Here is a 14,725-nt window from a genome sequence, read left to right as displayed (position 1 = left end):
GGGTATTTTGATCAAGAACGCCGGGAAGACTGTAAGGATGAAAGAGGCCAAGCAACTGCTGGTGGGACTCCTGGAATACATCGGTGAGCAAGCAAAGCTTGTGAAGCCGGAAGGCTTTCAGCTATCCAAGCTCGCCGGTCCGAAATTTGGCCCCCTAGATCTGGCGGGTCTCCCGGCGCTGCGATTCAACGTGGCGGAGGCCAGCGGGGCCGCTTGGCTCCGTATGGATCGGCTCGAAGCCATTCAGGCCCCTGAGGTCCCGGCGCCACTACTTCCATTTGCTTCTACATCGCAGGATCCGAGCGGTCAGCCGCCCGCTATCACCGGCACAGCCCTGGAAGCACATCTTGCTGCCAATCCTGAGGTAGACGGCGAGGAGTTCCGCGCAGCCGTAGCCGCCGACTTCGAGCTCTACGCCAGCGAGTGGTGGGGATGGTCCGAACAGGAGAAGCCTCGCCGTCGCTCCATCGACCTCTACACGTCGTTCTTTGCCCTCAAACAACAGATCGAGGCGGAGGAAACGGCTAAACCTCTGGAACTGGTCTGGGGAGTCGGGGTGGCGTCCTGGAAGCTGGCCTCCGAGGAGGGCTCGCTCAGCTACGAATACCCGCTGATGACGCAATCGGTCGAAATTGTCATGGATGAGGAGACCATGGCCATCGAGATCCGGCCTCGTGACATCGAGGCCCGGTTGGAGCTGGATGCCCTGGTGGCCGCCTCTGTGATTGGAGCAGCGGAGGTGGAGCTGACTGCCAAGAAACTGCTGGGCCGAGAAGGGGCGGCCGACCTGTCGCCGTTCGATCCCAGTTCCTACGCTCACATTTTGAAGTTGGTGGCTTCCAACTTGGACGCCAAAGGTTCCTATCACGAGATATTGGCGGCTGGCGAACCTTGGCCGGCGCCCGGGCCGCACTTCGTGGTGACCGATGCGTGGGTTCTCCTGGCACGGCCACGGCAACACAATTTTCTTTTGGAAGATCTGAAACGCCTCAAAACAAAGGTCGAGCAGGCAACCGAGTTGCCCAGTGGTCCTCTATCTCTTGTCACTCCGCCATCTGACCAAACAACGCCTGTTGAGCCAATACGTTTTCGTGGCTTGTCCACGAATGCTGTGTCAGACGGTGTCAGCGATAACAGGATTGAAGAACTTTACTTTCCTCTGCCGAGCAACGAAGAGCAGATCACGATCATTGAACGGTTGGAGCGTGCACCTGGCGTAACCGTTCAGGGGCCGCCCGGGACCGGGAAAACGCACACCATCGCCAACGTCATCTGCCACTACCTGGCAACTGGGCGCCGTGTCCTCGTCACGTCACGGGGAGAGCCGGCCTTGCAGGTGCTTCAAGAGAAGTTGCCGGCAGAGGTCCGGCCGCTGACTGTCGCGCTTTTGTCGAGCGATCGGGACGGCACCCGTCAGTTCCAGGCATCCATTGAGGCCATCCAGCACAGCGTTTCACAGCTCAATCCACGCGAAACCCAACGACAGATTGAAACTCTCAAAGCAGGTATAGATCGCACCCATCATGAATTGTCAGGTATCGAGCGCCGACTGGACGCCATCGCGGCAGACCAATTGGGCGACATCGAGGTGGACGGCGAGAACATCCGCGCGCAGAAAGCCGCCGAGCTGTTGCTGAGCGGATCGGATACACATGGGTGGCTGCAAGACGGCCTGACGCTTTCGTCGGAGCACCAGCCTCCGCTGGGCGAGGATGAGATGGCGGCCCTACGGTTGGCGCGCCGTCTCGTGGGTGACGATCTTGTGTATCTCGGGACGACGCTTGCTGATGCCGACGGCTTGCCGTCCGCGGAGCAAGTGGGAGAGTTGCACGAGACTCTAATTAGCCTGAAAACGCTCGATCGAGATATCGCCGAGGTTCCCGATCTTGCAGTGCGGGGAAACACGCCTGAGGTGCATCAGGCCGTCCAAGAATTGCTGAAAAGCGTGGAACTGGCCCAGCGAGAAGTCGAAATCTTCGAAACAGCAGCGGCTTCGTGGGGTCCGGTGTTTCGGGAGAGGTGCCGCAACTCGTCTTACGGAGCGGAACGGGCTGCTTTCGAAGCCATTTTCGGCGACATTGATCGGCTGGTTGCAGCCCGTGCTGAATTTCTCCGGCGGCCGGTTGTGTTCCCACCCGAGGGATTGAACTCGCCAAAAGCAATCGAAGGTGTCGCGCGGGCTGCCCAGACAGGCAAGCCCTTCGGTTTAATGGCTGTGGGCGCTGGCGACGCAAAGAAGTGTTTGGCGGCCGTCAAGGTTTCGGGCTTGCCGCCGCAAGATGCGGACGGTTGGCAACATGTTCAGCGCTATGTGCTTCTCCATCAGGAGTTGGCTTCATTCGTGGCCAGGTGGAACACTTTCGCCGAACCGCTGTCTTTGCCAACGCTGTCGGAAGGGACGCTCGATCTGAGGAATATCGAGACTTTGGCCACGGCAGCCCGGAAGGTCCACCGGCTCAGCACGCATCTCGACCGTGTCTTGGTCAATCAGGCCTCTTCGGTGTATGCAGACGCGCCGACGTCAAAGTTGCATGGTGGCTCGGATGGTCTTAAAGAAGTCGCCCAGAGTTTGAGGAAATATCTGCAACGGGCGACGTTGGCTCGTGCGGCGCAGGGTGTCACCGCCTTCCAGGAGCGCTTGGCGGGTCGAACAGGAGATATATCCGAAAACCTGCGTCAGTTCGGCCATCATCTGCTCGGCCAATCCCACTGCACGATCGAACAGGTCAGCTCCGAATACGTGAAATTGGTCGCGGAGCTCAGGCGTGTCTCCGGCCTCGGATCGCACCTGGCCCTCATTGCTGCCTCCGCCGATCGGTTGCGAACCGCGGGGGCTGTTTTGTGGGCAGAACGCATCGAACGGGAGCCATGCGGTCATTCCGGCGACGACAAGGTGACGCCGGCCCAATGGCGCAAGAGCTGGACGTGGGCACGGTTACGGGGTCATTTGGATCAGATCGAGGCGCGTCACGAGTTACGGGCGCTCGCGACACGACGATCGGAACTTACCAATGGGCTTCAACGTCTTTATTCTGATCTGGTGGCGAAGTCGGCTTGGTTGGCGACAAAGAACAACGCCACCGGGAAGATCATGTCTGCCCTTAACGGGTATGCGACGGCTATACGGCGCATCGGCCAAGGAACCGGTGCGAATGCGCCGCGCTATCGTCGGGATGCCCGTGACGCGATGAATGATGCTGCGGGAGCCGTGCCGTGCTGGATCATGCCGCATGCACGGATTTCGGAAGCGATGCCGGCAGATATCGGGGCTTTTGATCTCGTGGTGGTGGATGAGGCCAGCCAGTCAGACCTTTGGGCGCTTCCAGCCATATTGCGGGGCAAGAAGATCTTGGTGGTCGGTGACGATAAGCAGGTGTCACCAGATGGCGGTTTCATAGCGGCCCAGCAAATTGAACTTCTGCGCCAACGCTTCTTGGGCGATCAGCCTTTCGCGGCGGACATGACGCCGGAAAAATCGCTTTATGATCTGGCTGCACGCGTTTTCGCCAGTCATCAGGTGATGTTGCGTGAGCATTTCCGGTGTGTGTCCCCGATCATCGCGTATTCGAACCGGTTCTACGGAGGCGCCATCCGGCCGCTTCGCATCCCACTTGCGTCGGAGCGAATTGACCCGCCGCTGGTGGATATCTTTGTTCCCACCGGCCGGCGCGACACTAAGGACTTCAACCGGGACGAGGCCGAGGCGATCGCTGACGAGATCGGAGCAATTATCGCGAACCCGGCTTGGTGCGACCGGACCCTTGGAGTGGTGTCGCTTCTCGGGATCGAGCAAGCAAAATACATTGATGAGGTGGTGCGGGCACGTTTCCCAGCGGCGGAGTTGCTGCGGCGTAAGTTCACGAGTGGTGAGCCACGTGCCTTCCAGGGCAGCGAGCGCGACATCGTGTTCTTGTCCATGGTTGCAGACCGGGACCGCCACCATGCTCTGTCGCGGCTGGGGCACGAACAGCGGTTCAATGTGGCCGCCAGCCGAGCCAGGGATCGAATGTATCTGGTGCGTTCCGTCGAGCTCAGTGACCTTTCTGAGGTTGACCTTCGCCGAGGTCTCATCGAGCATTTCAGCCAGCCGGCGGTGCAGCAGGAGATCGAGGGCGAAAGTCCCATTGATCTGTGTGAGTCAGGTTTCGAGCGGGAGGTTTTCACGAAGCTCACCGAACGGGGGTATCGCGTGATCCCGCAGGTGAAGGTGGGCGGCTTCCGAATTGACATGGTGGTGGAAGGGGCCGACGACCGCCGCCTGGCCATCGAGCTTGATGGCGATGAGTTCCACGGTCCGGACCGCTGGGCTCATGACATGAACCGCCAACGTATCTTGGAACGCGCCGGTTGGACATTCTGGCGGTGCTTTGCCTCGACGTGGTCGCTACACAAGGATGAAGTGCTGGCCGAACTGCTATCGCGGCTGCATCAGATGCAGATCGCTCCCATTGGCGCGCTGGGTCAGTTGGCGACTTTGGTGGAGAGGCGGGTTTGGGAGCCGCGGAATAATCCCATGGGTGAAGACGAAGTAGACTTGGTGATCCAGCAGGCCATTGATGACGCTCGAACGGGGCCGGTCTGACTGCGAAGTGTGCGGTATGCCTAGGCCATCAAGCGATGGTCAATCAAAGCGCGCATGCAGGCGCGAAGGTCGGCGAAAAGACAATTGCGAATGGTCTTGCCGGCTATCTGCCCCATGGACGCAAGGAAACCCAATCGTTTTCCATCCGTGTGCGATCTGGGATAACTTTTTCCAATATTTCCTGCATTTCGTCCAGCCTGAGGACGGCCTCTTCCGGCCTAATTGTTTCGGCTGCGATCATGTCTGCCGTCATTTCGCCGAGTTGCTCGTCAAGCCACCGCACTGCACCAGGGTCCTTGCTGCAACTCTTTAAGAGCGAGCCTAGCACCACGTAGGCCCGGATCGGTCCACTGTAATAGTCAGTGGTTCTCGCGCCAAATGTTAGAAAGAGACTGCTTACGCCGGCAGCGACGAACAGAAAGCGTCGCATTCCGTCCTCGCTTTCCAGTAGATTTCGCGCCTCCATGAAATCGCGGAAAAGAAAGCCCGCTAGAAACTTGCCGGCATAGTCGTCCGCGTCGAACTCCATGACGCGACGGACGCTGTTCCCCTTTGAAATTGGGGCCGGGACGACCTCGTCTATTCTTTTTTCTGACATATGCTTTTTCGAGAAAAAAGTGTGTCCTCGAAGAACGTGTGCAAGCTCATGGCTAAATACGGCAAGCATGCCGTAGCTGGCTCCAAGCACAACTTGTTGCGTGATATTTCGATTGATCGCTATTTGGAATGGTTTGTTTTCGTAATAACGCGAAGTTGCTGTGCGGCTGAATTCTGGGCCGAGCAGTTGTAGTCCTTGATGACCATATAATCTGTGGAGTGAAACAAGACCTTGCAGCAACGATCCCACAGTTACATTGATGAAATGCTTTGGCCATAGGCCACCAAGAATTCCTGCTCGACCATTTGCCGACATGCGATCGCTCATCACGCCAATGATGGGAGAGCTATTCAAAAGTTTTAGTGCATCAGAATTAGAGAATATCGATTTGACGAATCCGAACACCTGTTCGGCAGGAATTCGAACGTTGGCTGGATGCCCGTCGATAACAAGCACATCGTCGGGAATGGTTTGCGAGTGCAGCGGTTTCCCTTGTCTTAACAATGATCGATTGATCCTAAATCGGTCATATGGCGACATAGGTCCGAATTCGAAAGCACGATTATCGAGTTTCTTGTTTTGCTTACGCGCTGTTGCTTTGGAAGCGCTCATGTGAACTCGTTCCCCTATCATCCCTGCTAGTTTGTCGATGCTATCCCGCTGGGTCACTTTAAGCACGATCAAACGATGCGCATTTTAAGCCCGTCTCACTTTGCTTATGGCTAGCGATGTTTGCCTAGGCGTGGCTTTTGCCCGGCGCCACGAGGGATCCGGAGGGAGGATCAACCGCTTCTTCGGTTTAGCTGCCGCTTCCAGCGACAAAGCCTGCGATCGTGCGCGTCAGTCTCGCTCGATGCGACGCCCTCCCGGCATCTTCGCCGCTGAACCTACCTCATCCCCTTTCTGAGGTTAAGCGGCCATCCCGTTGATCTCGGCACTGGGAAATTTTGACCCTTTCATTTTCACCTAAAAGGGTGAAAAGTGGACGCCATGACGCTCCTTCTGACCCACCGCCAGCGCAACGTCCTCGACTTCATCCGAGCCCGCCTCCAGCGGGAAGGGGAGGCCCCCACGTTGGAAGAGATCGGCCAGGCCTTGGGCATCGAGCACGTCAGCGCCGTGCTGAAACACGTGCGCTCGCTCCAAGCGAAGGGGCGCCTGGTGATTGAGCCCAACCGTCCCCGCGGCATCCGCCTGATCGCGGAAACCGACCCCATGGCGGCGGACACCCTGGACCTTCCCTTGGTGGGGCGCATCGCCGCTGGCGAGCCGCTGTTCTCGTCCGAGCGGGTCGAGCGTTCGCTTCGGGTGTCCACCTGGCTCTTCAAGCTGAAACCCGACTACCTGGTCGAGGTGGTCGGTGACTCCATGCGGGAGGAGGGGATCCTCGACGGCGACCTGGTCGGGGTGCACGCCACCCCGGTCGCCCGGCATGGTCAGATCGTGGCTGCCCGCGTCGGTGGAGACCGCTTCACCATCAAGCGCTTGCACCACCAGGGCGACGTGATCCGCCTGCTGCCCAACAGCCCGGGCTACCACCCGATTGATCCCGATCCCACGGACGACTTTGCCATCGAAGGACTGTTTGCAGGCTTGGTCCGGAGAAGCTGATGGGTGCCGTCGTTGCCTTATCGGACCTCGTCGAAGCCCGGCAGGTCTGGCGCGGTCGTGCCGCGCCCGTGCCTGCCGGCGACCAGCCGACGGGCTTGGCCGGCCTGGATGCCGCGCTGCCGACCGCCGGCTGGCCCGATGCTTCGGTCTCCGAAATCCTCATGCCCTTGGACGGGGTCGGCGAGTTGCGCTTGGTGCTGCCTACCTTGGCTCGCCTGACCCAGGGGAAGCGTCCCGTTGTTGTCATCGCGCCGCCCTACGTGCCGTTCGCCCAGGGCTGGCGCCAGCGGGGCCTTCGCCTCGCCCAGGTCCACTTCGTCCGCGCCCCCGACGCCGAGGTGTTGTGGGCGGCGGAGCAATGCCTGCGGTCCGGAGCGTGCGGCGCCGTCCTGGTCTGGCCGAAGCAGGCCGACGACCGTGCCTTGCGTCGGTTGCAGGTGGCCGCTGCGGATGGCCAGGCCTTGGGCTTCGTCTTCCGCGACCGCCGCCACCTGTCGAACAGTTCGCCCGCGCCCCTGCGCCTTGAACTCGCCACCCAGCCCACTTCCGCCATCTGGATCCGGAAGTGCCGCGGCGGCAACCCGCCGGCGCACCCGGTTCCGTTCCCGGACACGGTGCATTGAGGGCCGCCGGCGATGCTCTGGGCCTGCCTGTTGCTGCCATCCCTGGCGCTGGATGGGGTTCTCCGCCGCCAGGCTGATCCTGGACCGTTGGTCTTGGTGGATGGCCCGGTGCAGACCCGGACCGTGGTCGCCGCCAACCGCGAAGCGAAGGCGGCCGGCCTGCGGGTAGGCCAGCGCCTCAGCGCCGCCCAGGCGCTCCTGGCGCAGTTCACGGCGTTGCCCCACGACCCGGCCGAGGTCGAGCGGTGGCAAACGTTCTTGGCCGGGGTGGCTTATCGCTATTCATCGGAGGTGGCTCTCCTTCCGCACGCGCTGGTCCTGGAAGTCAGCCGGAGCCGGGGCCTGTTTGGCGACTGGCCGGCCATCGAGCGCCGGCTCCGGGCCGACCTGACCGACCTGGGGTTCCGGCACCGCTTGGCCGCCGCGCCCACCCCGCATGGGGCCTATGTGTTGGCCGGCATCCGGGATGGGCTGGCGGTGGCTTCCCCGGCTCACCTGCGACGCGCCTTGGAGCCGGTCCCTCTCGGGAAAGCTCGGTTGCCGGTCGAGGCCGAGCGGTTGCCGGGCATGGGCATTCGGACCTTGGGCCAACTTCTGCGCATGCCCCGCGATGGGCTCCGCCGCCGGTTCGGCGGGGCGTTACTCGACACGGTGGATCAGCTGCTGGGCGACCGTCCCGCCGGTCTGGATCTGTTCGTGCCGCCGGACACCGTGGATTGGCGCATTGAGCTGTCGCACGAAGTCGAGAACGTCGCCGCGCTGATCTTTCCAGTCCGGCGCATGACGGCGGACCTGGCTGCCTACCTGGCCTGCCGGGCCGGCGGGGTCCAACGCTTCACCCTTCATCTTGAACACCGGGAAGGGGCCACCGAGGTCACCATCGGCTTGCTCGCGCCTGAGCGCGCGGCCACCACGCTGTTCGAAGCCGCGCGCGGTCGTCTGGAACAGGTGCGCTTGCCGGCGCCGGTGCTGGCGCTCCGTCTGCGCGCCGATCAGTTGCCTTCCTTCGTCCCTGAGGGAAGGGACCTCTTCGATGAGCGTCCGGCGAACGCGCTGCCGTTCGGACAACTGCGCGAACGCCTTCGCGCGCGACTGGGCGACGAGGCCGTCTACCAGCTGGCGACCACGATCGACCCCCGACCGGAACGGTCGCAATGCGTGGGCGCGCGGGACGAGGGCGAGGCCGAAGTGCTGCCGCGGCCGACCTGGTTGCTGGAACGGCCCATTCCGCTACGCGGACCCACGCCCACCGTGTTGGCCGGTCCCGAGCGCATGGAGACCGGTTGGTGGGATGGGGATGTGGTGCGCCGGGACTATTACGTGATCGAGACCGCGCAAGGCCAACGCGCGTGGGCCTTTCTGCCACCGGACGAAGCGCAAGGCTGGATGCTCCACGGCTGGTTCGCATGAGCGAATCGGACGCATCTGCTTACGCCGAACTTCATTGCCTGTCCAACTTCTCGTTTCAACGGGGGGCTTCGACCGCGCGCGAGCTGTTCGAACGGGCCAAGGTCTGCGGCTACACCGCGTTGGCGATCACCGACGAATGCTCGATGGCGGGGATCGTGCGTGCGCTGGAAGCCTCTCGGCTCACCGGGGTCCGGCTCATCGTCGGCACGGAAATCCAGTTGGCCGACGGGCCCAAGCTCGTGTTGCTGGCCGAAACCAAAGCGGGCTACGTCGCCTTGTGTCGGATCATCACCCTGGGTCGCCGCGCTGCGGAGAAGGGCACTTACCACCTGACACGCGCGGACCTGGCGGACGGATTGCCCGGAACGCTCGCGTTGTGGGTGCCGGGAAGAGAACCGGAAGCGGAGCAGGGCCTGTGGGTGGCGAAGACGTTCGGCGACCGTGCCTGGCTGGCGGTTGAGCTTGTCAAAGAGTTCAACGACCCGCGCCGCTGCGCCCAGCTCGAAGCCCTGGGCCGTGACGTGGGATTGCCATGCGTCGCCGCGGGTGACGTGCACATGCACGTGCGGCGACGGCTGGCGCTGCAACACACGATGACCGCCATTCGACACCGGCTGACCATCGCCGAAGCCGGCGCCGTGCTGTTTCGAAACGGGGAGCGGCATCTGCGCCATCGAGCAGTGCTGGATACTTTGTATCCGCCACACCTGCTTGCCGAGACTGTGCGCATCGCAGAACGGTGTCGGTTCTCCCTCGATGAGTTGAGCTACGAATACCCCGCCGAGTTGGTGCCCTCCGGCTACACGGCGACCCGTTGGCTGCGGGAACTGACGGACGCGGGAGTGCGCTGGCGCTGGCCGGAGGGACCGCCGGCTAAAGTGCGCGAGCAGATCGAACACGAGCTGGCCCTCATCGCGGACCTGAGCTATGAGTCTTACTTCCTCACGGTCCACGACATCGTGCGCTTTGCGCGCGGCGAGGGCATCTTGTGCCAGGGTCGCGGGTCGGCCGCGAACAGCGCGGTGTGCTTTGCCCTGGGCGTGACCGAGGTGGACCCGTCCCGGTTCAACCTGCTGATGGAGCGGTTCATCAGCAAGGAGCGCAACGAACCGCCCGACATTGACATTGACTTCGAGCACGAGCGGCGCGAAGAGGTCATTCAATACATCTACCGGAAGTATGGCCGGGAGCGGGCGGCGCTGGCGGCCACGGTGATCTGCTACCGCGGCAAGAGCGCCGTGCGGGACGTGGCCAAGGCCATGGGCTTGCCACTGGAACAGGTGGATCTGCTCAGTAAGGTGTTCGCCTGGTGGGATGGGTCCGTTCCCTTGGATCAGCTGTTGCGAGAGCGCGGCTTCGATCCGAGCAGCCCGGTGATCCGCAAAGTCGTGGTGCTGACCGCCGAACTCATGGACCAGCCCCGGCATCTCTCGCAGCACGTGGGTGGCTTCGTCATCGCCGATGCCCCGTTGCACGAACTGGTGCCTGTGGAAAACGCCGCGATGGCCGATCGCACCATCCTCCAATGGGACAAGGACGACCTGGACACCATGGGGTTGTTGAAGGTGGATTGTTTGGCGCTGGGGATGCTCACCTGCGTCCAGAAGTGTTTGAACCTGCTGCGCCGGCACGAGGGCCAGGCGCTGACGATGGCGACGTTGCCGCCCGAGGATCCGGCGACCTACGCGATGATCCAGAGGGCGGACACGCTGGGCGTGTTCCAGATCGAGAGCCGGGCGCAGATGGCAATGCTGCCGCGGCACCGGCCGGAGAACTTCTACGACCTGGTGATCCAGGTGGCCATCGTGCGTCCGGGACCCATCCAGGGCGACATGATCCACCCGTATCTGCGGCGCCGGCGGAACGAGGAGCCGGTGGACTACCCGTCCGAAGACCTGAAAGCGGTCTTTGAACGCACCTTGGGCGTGCCGCTGTTCCAGGAACAGGTGATGAAACTGGCGATCGTCGCCGCCGGATACACCGCGGGCGAGGCCGACCAGCTGCGCCGGGCGATGGCCGCCTGGAAGCGGCATGGGGGCATGGAGCACCACCGAGAACGGATCATGAAAGGCATGTTGGAGCGGGGCTACACCACGGCCTTCGCCGAGCAGCTGTTCGAACAGATCAAGGGGTTCGGCTCCTACGGGTTTCCCGAAAGTCATGCGGCCAGTTTCGCCGGCATCGTCTATGCGTCGTGCTGGTTGAAGTGCCACCACCCGGCGATGTTCGCGTGCGCGTTGCTCAACAGCCAACCGATGGGGTTCTACGCGCCCAGCCAGATCGTCCAGCACGCGCAGCGCAGTGGCATCGCGGTGCGTCCCGTGGATGTGCGTTACAGCGATTGGGATTGTTCGCTCGAACCCGACCCGACCGGTCGCAGCGCGTGGGCGATCCGATTGGGCTTCCGCCAGGTGCGTGGGTTTACCGAAGGCGTGGCGCAGACGATCGAGCGGGCACGGGAACAGCGCGCTTTCGTGGACATCCCGGATTTGTGCGCGCGGACTGAGCTGGACAAACGCCATCAAGACCTGCTGGCGGAGGCGAGTGCGTTGCGCGGGTTGGCTGGGCATCGGCATCGGGCTCAGTGGGCGATCGCCGGCGTTGAAGCGCAGCTGCCGCTGTTTGGGGAGAGCCCGGCGGAACAGCCCGTGGTGTTGCCTCCACCCACGCAGGCTGAGGACACCTTGGCCGATTACGCGCGCACCGGGGTGAGCTTGGGACCGCACCCGCTTCGGCAGATCCGACACAAGCTGCGCAGCGCGCGGTGGCTGGACAGCCGAACCCTGCGCACCTTTCCCGACGGTCGCTGGGTGCGGGCCGCCGGCATGGTCACTCTGCGGCAGCGGCCGCAAACCGCGTCGGGCGTTACCTTCCTGACGATGGAAGACGAGCACGGCATGCTCAACGTGATCGTCTGGCGGAAGATCGCCGAAGCCCAGCGGCGGGAGCTATTGGAAACCCGGTTGCTCGGCATCGAGGGGCGGTGGCAGGTGGAGGAGGGCGTGTGCAACGTGGTGGCGAGGCGACTGGTGGATTTGAGCCATTTGCTCGGAACGTTGGATGCCCGTTCGAGGGATTTTCGGTAGGCTAAATCACCATCATTGGCTGCCAGGTTAGTGCCCTGCATCGAGGGACCATGAAATTATATTTTGACGAAGCGGGAAATACTGGAACGGACCTTCACAGCAAGGATCAGCCCATCGCAGTGTTGGCATCAACCTGCTTGGACGCCGACGCCTGCGCTTCTTTGATTAGTCCGCTCCTTCGACAGGGGCAAGTAGAGGCGAAATACAGCCGATTGAAAGGATCGAACAAAGGTCAACAGGACCTCTTACGGTTCTTCTCATCCGAGATTTTGACGCCAGAAGTCGTGAAAGCAGAGGTGGCTGACAAGCAGTTCTCGCTCGTGGCCCATCTCGTTGACAAGCTTATCGAACCCGGCTTCGATGCGATGGGTATCGACCTAACAGATGGCGACGGCCAGATGGCTTACGCCAACATGTTGTATTTCGCTGGCCCTGGTATGTTGCCGGCGGGTGGATGGGACTACTTACTGGAACGCTTCGGGCAAGCTATCCACCGTCCCAGCGAAGAGGCGTTTGATGCATTGAAGAAAACGCTTGCGCAGACTGCTCAATATGCCTTTGAACACAGAGATACGAGTGAGCCCTTGCTTGGGTTAACGATGGCTCCTGTTTTCGTGGATCAATACATTGGCGGTCTTGTCGCGACGACTGCGTTTGATCCGATGCCGAATATTTTCACTTCATTAGTGAACTACTGGATGCGGCAAACTCCAGATTGGCTAGAAGTGGTCCACGACAAGTCGAAGCCTATGAAGAGGGCCGAAGATCATTTGCGCGAGCTGATGACCCCTTTGCCAACTCAAAAAGTCGGCCATGGTGATCGTGTTTTTGAACTTCCTCTCAGGATCTCCTCATTGAGCTTCGAGGATTCAAAAGATCATCCTGCGCTGCAAGTCGCCGACTTGGTCGCGGGGGGAGTGATGGATTTCTTCTCGGCCTTGGCTGGATACAAAGAATTCACCCCATTCCATGAAGCTCTTCGTGAAACCAAACTGATAGATTTGATCGTTGATGGCATCGTCCCTTCCCAGGATCTAACGCCAGAAAACGAAGCCAAGGAGGGTGAGACGAGCATCACGGATGGTGTCTTCGATTTTTTAATGCAAGCACGTGCAATGAACAGTCAGCGCGTTTAGCCCATCGAAGCAGTGCGTAAAAATAAGTTGGCGCCGGGGTTTCCCAGCGCCAGAAGGTATTTGAAGCGACGGTGGTCTTGCGAGCAGCCCTAAGCTGCGAATTTACGTGTTGCGATCTTCCGGCGGCAACGCTTGTTCTATCTCGGCCATTACCGCGCGAATGTCGCCCAGTGTTTCGGCCTTATCGAGACTAGACCGAAGATCGTCAACGACCTCCTGGCCATTCAAGTGGGTTTCGATGAAGATGTCCAAGATCATCTCCACTTTTCCGATCAACTTCTGCGAGACGGGTTCGCTATCGAAGCCGTTGAACATGGCCTGATTGGCGATCCGACGTGCGTATGCTTTCGGAGCTTCCCGGAGGGCTCGGCCGAACAGATTTTCCTGAGGACTCGACATGTCCATGGAACGTTCTCATTGATGCCGCCAGCGGGTGCTGCGGGTGCTGCGCCTGCGCCGACGACACGATCACCATACGCCAGGCATTCAGCGACTTACAACCACGCTTTCGCGATGGACGAATAATCGGGCGAGGCCACCAAACACTCATAGATGGATCAGATCAATCCACAGGTTTATGACGATCTACATGCCCGAACTGATAGGTGACGTCAATGGGATCATCCAGGATCGCCACCATGTCCATCAGCCCGCCGGCCTGCGGATCGAGCCAGGCATCCAGGTGCTCGGGCTTGATCGCGATGACGCTACGATCGTGGCCGGCGGCGACAAAGTCGGGCAGGGGATCGCCGGTGATAGCGGCCACCGTGTAAAACCCCGGTTCGTCGCCCTCGGGCTCGACATAGCGCCACAGACAAGCCAGCAACAGGTCCTGATCCGGCTCCGGGCGAAACTCCACCTCAACCGAAATCCCTCGTTCGCCTGGGACCAAGGACCGGTGTTCCAGATCGTGGAGAGCCACCGACTCATAGATGCGGCGTGCCAGCATGATGCCGTGGGTTTTGCCCCAGAGCTCGCGCCAGGCGGTGGTGAGTTTGTCCCTTCGGGCGTTGTAGGTTCCGTCCCACTTCTTCTCATCGGCCGCTGTCCAGCTGGGCAGCCGGCACCGGTAGCGCATCGGCACCACGTGGCGCTCCCCGGTGGCCGGATCTCGAATCAGCACCGGGGTGATGCCGCCGGGCCAGATGCGGGCATAGCCGTCACCCTTGGCGTGATCGTGGACTTCGGCCAGTTTGGCTTTGGCCGCGGCGATCTTCTTGGTCGCAACGCGCTGGTCGGTCTCGGCCTTCTTGGTGGGTTTGGGACCGGCCAAGACCGTCTGTGCCTTCGCCAGCCGGGCGGTCTGCTCGGCCAACTCCTGTTCCAAGACAAGCGTGGCGGCCTGGTAAGCGTCAAGCGCGGCCGCGCGGGCTTCCTGTTCGTCCGGTTTGTCGGAGTCCAGGAAGGCGTTGCGGATGGTCTTGGGGACACTCTGCATCCAGCTGCCGTTCCGCTTCGACCAGCCCGCCATTTTTACGTAGGCATCCAGGTCGAGGTCGCCCCCGAAGCGTTGGTAGGCCTTGAAGTCGGCTTGGATTTGAGCGGAGTAGCACATGGGATGAGGATAACCGCGGCCTCGTCAGAGAATGTCGAGGCTCTGGCCTACGGCAAGCTCGAATTTGCCGGCGCCGCCAGTTCCGCGGTGGCGGATAGCGAATCCGCCGGACTGCAGCCCGACA

9 protein-coding genes are annotated in these 14,725 nt (G+C 61.4%); 6 read left to right on the top strand and 3 right to left on the bottom strand.

Annotated elements, in window-relative coordinates:
• Positions 1-37: 37 nt before the first annotated feature.
• Positions 38-4,582 carry an AAA domain-containing protein gene (locus ACVKN3_RS07620; RefSeq protein ID WP_354516615.1) on the top strand — a complete coding sequence of 1,515 codons (4,545 nt, stop codon included), beginning with the start codon at positions 38-40 and terminating at the stop codon, positions 4,580-4,582.
• A gap of 103 nt (positions 4,583-4,685) precedes the next feature.
• On the opposite strand, the gene ACVKN3_RS07615 is transcribed toward ACVKN3_RS07620, so the two are convergent.
• Positions 4,686-5,792: a hypothetical protein gene (locus tag ACVKN3_RS07615; protein WP_354516617.1), complete on the bottom strand. Its 1,107-nt coding sequence runs from the start codon at positions 5,790-5,792 to the stop codon at positions 4,686-4,688.
• Positions 5,793-6,170: 378 nt separating this feature from the next.
• On the opposite strand from ACVKN3_RS07615, the gene lexA reads away from it, so the two are divergent.
• Genes lexA through ACVKN3_RS07590 form a run of 5 tightly spaced genes read left to right on the top strand, consistent with a single transcriptional unit; the run spans position 6,171 to position 13,046 of the window.
• Positions 6,171-6,791, top strand: coding sequence for a transcriptional repressor LexA (gene lexA / locus ACVKN3_RS07610; RefSeq protein WP_354516619.1), 621 nt, complete (start codon positions 6,171-6,173; stop codon positions 6,789-6,791).
• Positions 6,791-7,414 (top strand): translesion DNA synthesis-associated protein ImuA, encoded by a 624-nt coding sequence (gene imuA / locus ACVKN3_RS07605; protein WP_354516621.1) that lies wholly within the window; start codon positions 6,791-6,793, stop codon positions 7,412-7,414. Before lexA ends, imuA begins: the two co-directional genes overlap by 1 nt.
• A 12-nt stretch (positions 7,415-7,426) precedes the next feature.
• Positions 7,427-8,824 carry a Y-family DNA polymerase gene (locus ACVKN3_RS07600; protein WP_354516623.1) on the top strand — a complete coding sequence of 466 codons (1,398 nt, stop codon included), beginning with the start codon at positions 7,427-7,429 and terminating at the stop codon, positions 8,822-8,824.
• Positions 8,821-11,910: an error-prone DNA polymerase gene (locus ACVKN3_RS07595; protein ID WP_354516625.1), complete on the top strand. Its 3,090-nt coding sequence runs from the start codon at positions 8,821-8,823 to the stop codon at positions 11,908-11,910. The genes ACVKN3_RS07600 and ACVKN3_RS07595 overlap by 4 nt, the downstream gene beginning before the upstream one ends.
• 50 nt (positions 11,911-11,960) lie before the next feature.
• The gene (locus ACVKN3_RS07590; RefSeq protein ID WP_354516627.1) at positions 11,961-13,046 is read left to right on the top strand and encodes a DUF3800 domain-containing protein; all 1,086 of its coding nucleotides are present in this window, start codon (positions 11,961-11,963) and stop codon (positions 13,044-13,046) included.
• Between the two features lie 102 nt (positions 13,047-13,148).
• Here the strand turns inward: ACVKN3_RS07590 and ACVKN3_RS07585 are convergent, their stop codons facing one another.
• Positions 13,149-13,451, bottom strand: a complete 303-nt coding sequence (locus ACVKN3_RS07585) for a hypothetical protein (RefSeq protein WP_354516629.1) — start codon at positions 13,449-13,451, stop codon at positions 13,149-13,151.
• A gap of 157 nt (positions 13,452-13,608) precedes the next feature.
• Positions 13,609-14,601: an SOS response-associated peptidase family protein gene (locus tag ACVKN3_RS07580; RefSeq protein ID WP_354516631.1), complete on the bottom strand. Its 993-nt coding sequence runs from the start codon at positions 14,599-14,601 to the stop codon at positions 13,609-13,611.
• Positions 14,602-14,725 lie beyond the last annotated feature (124 nt).

The sequence above is a fragment of the Luteibacter sp. PvP120 genome (genome assembly GCF_054055715.1).
This window is presented reverse-complemented; position numbering and strand designations above follow the sequence as displayed.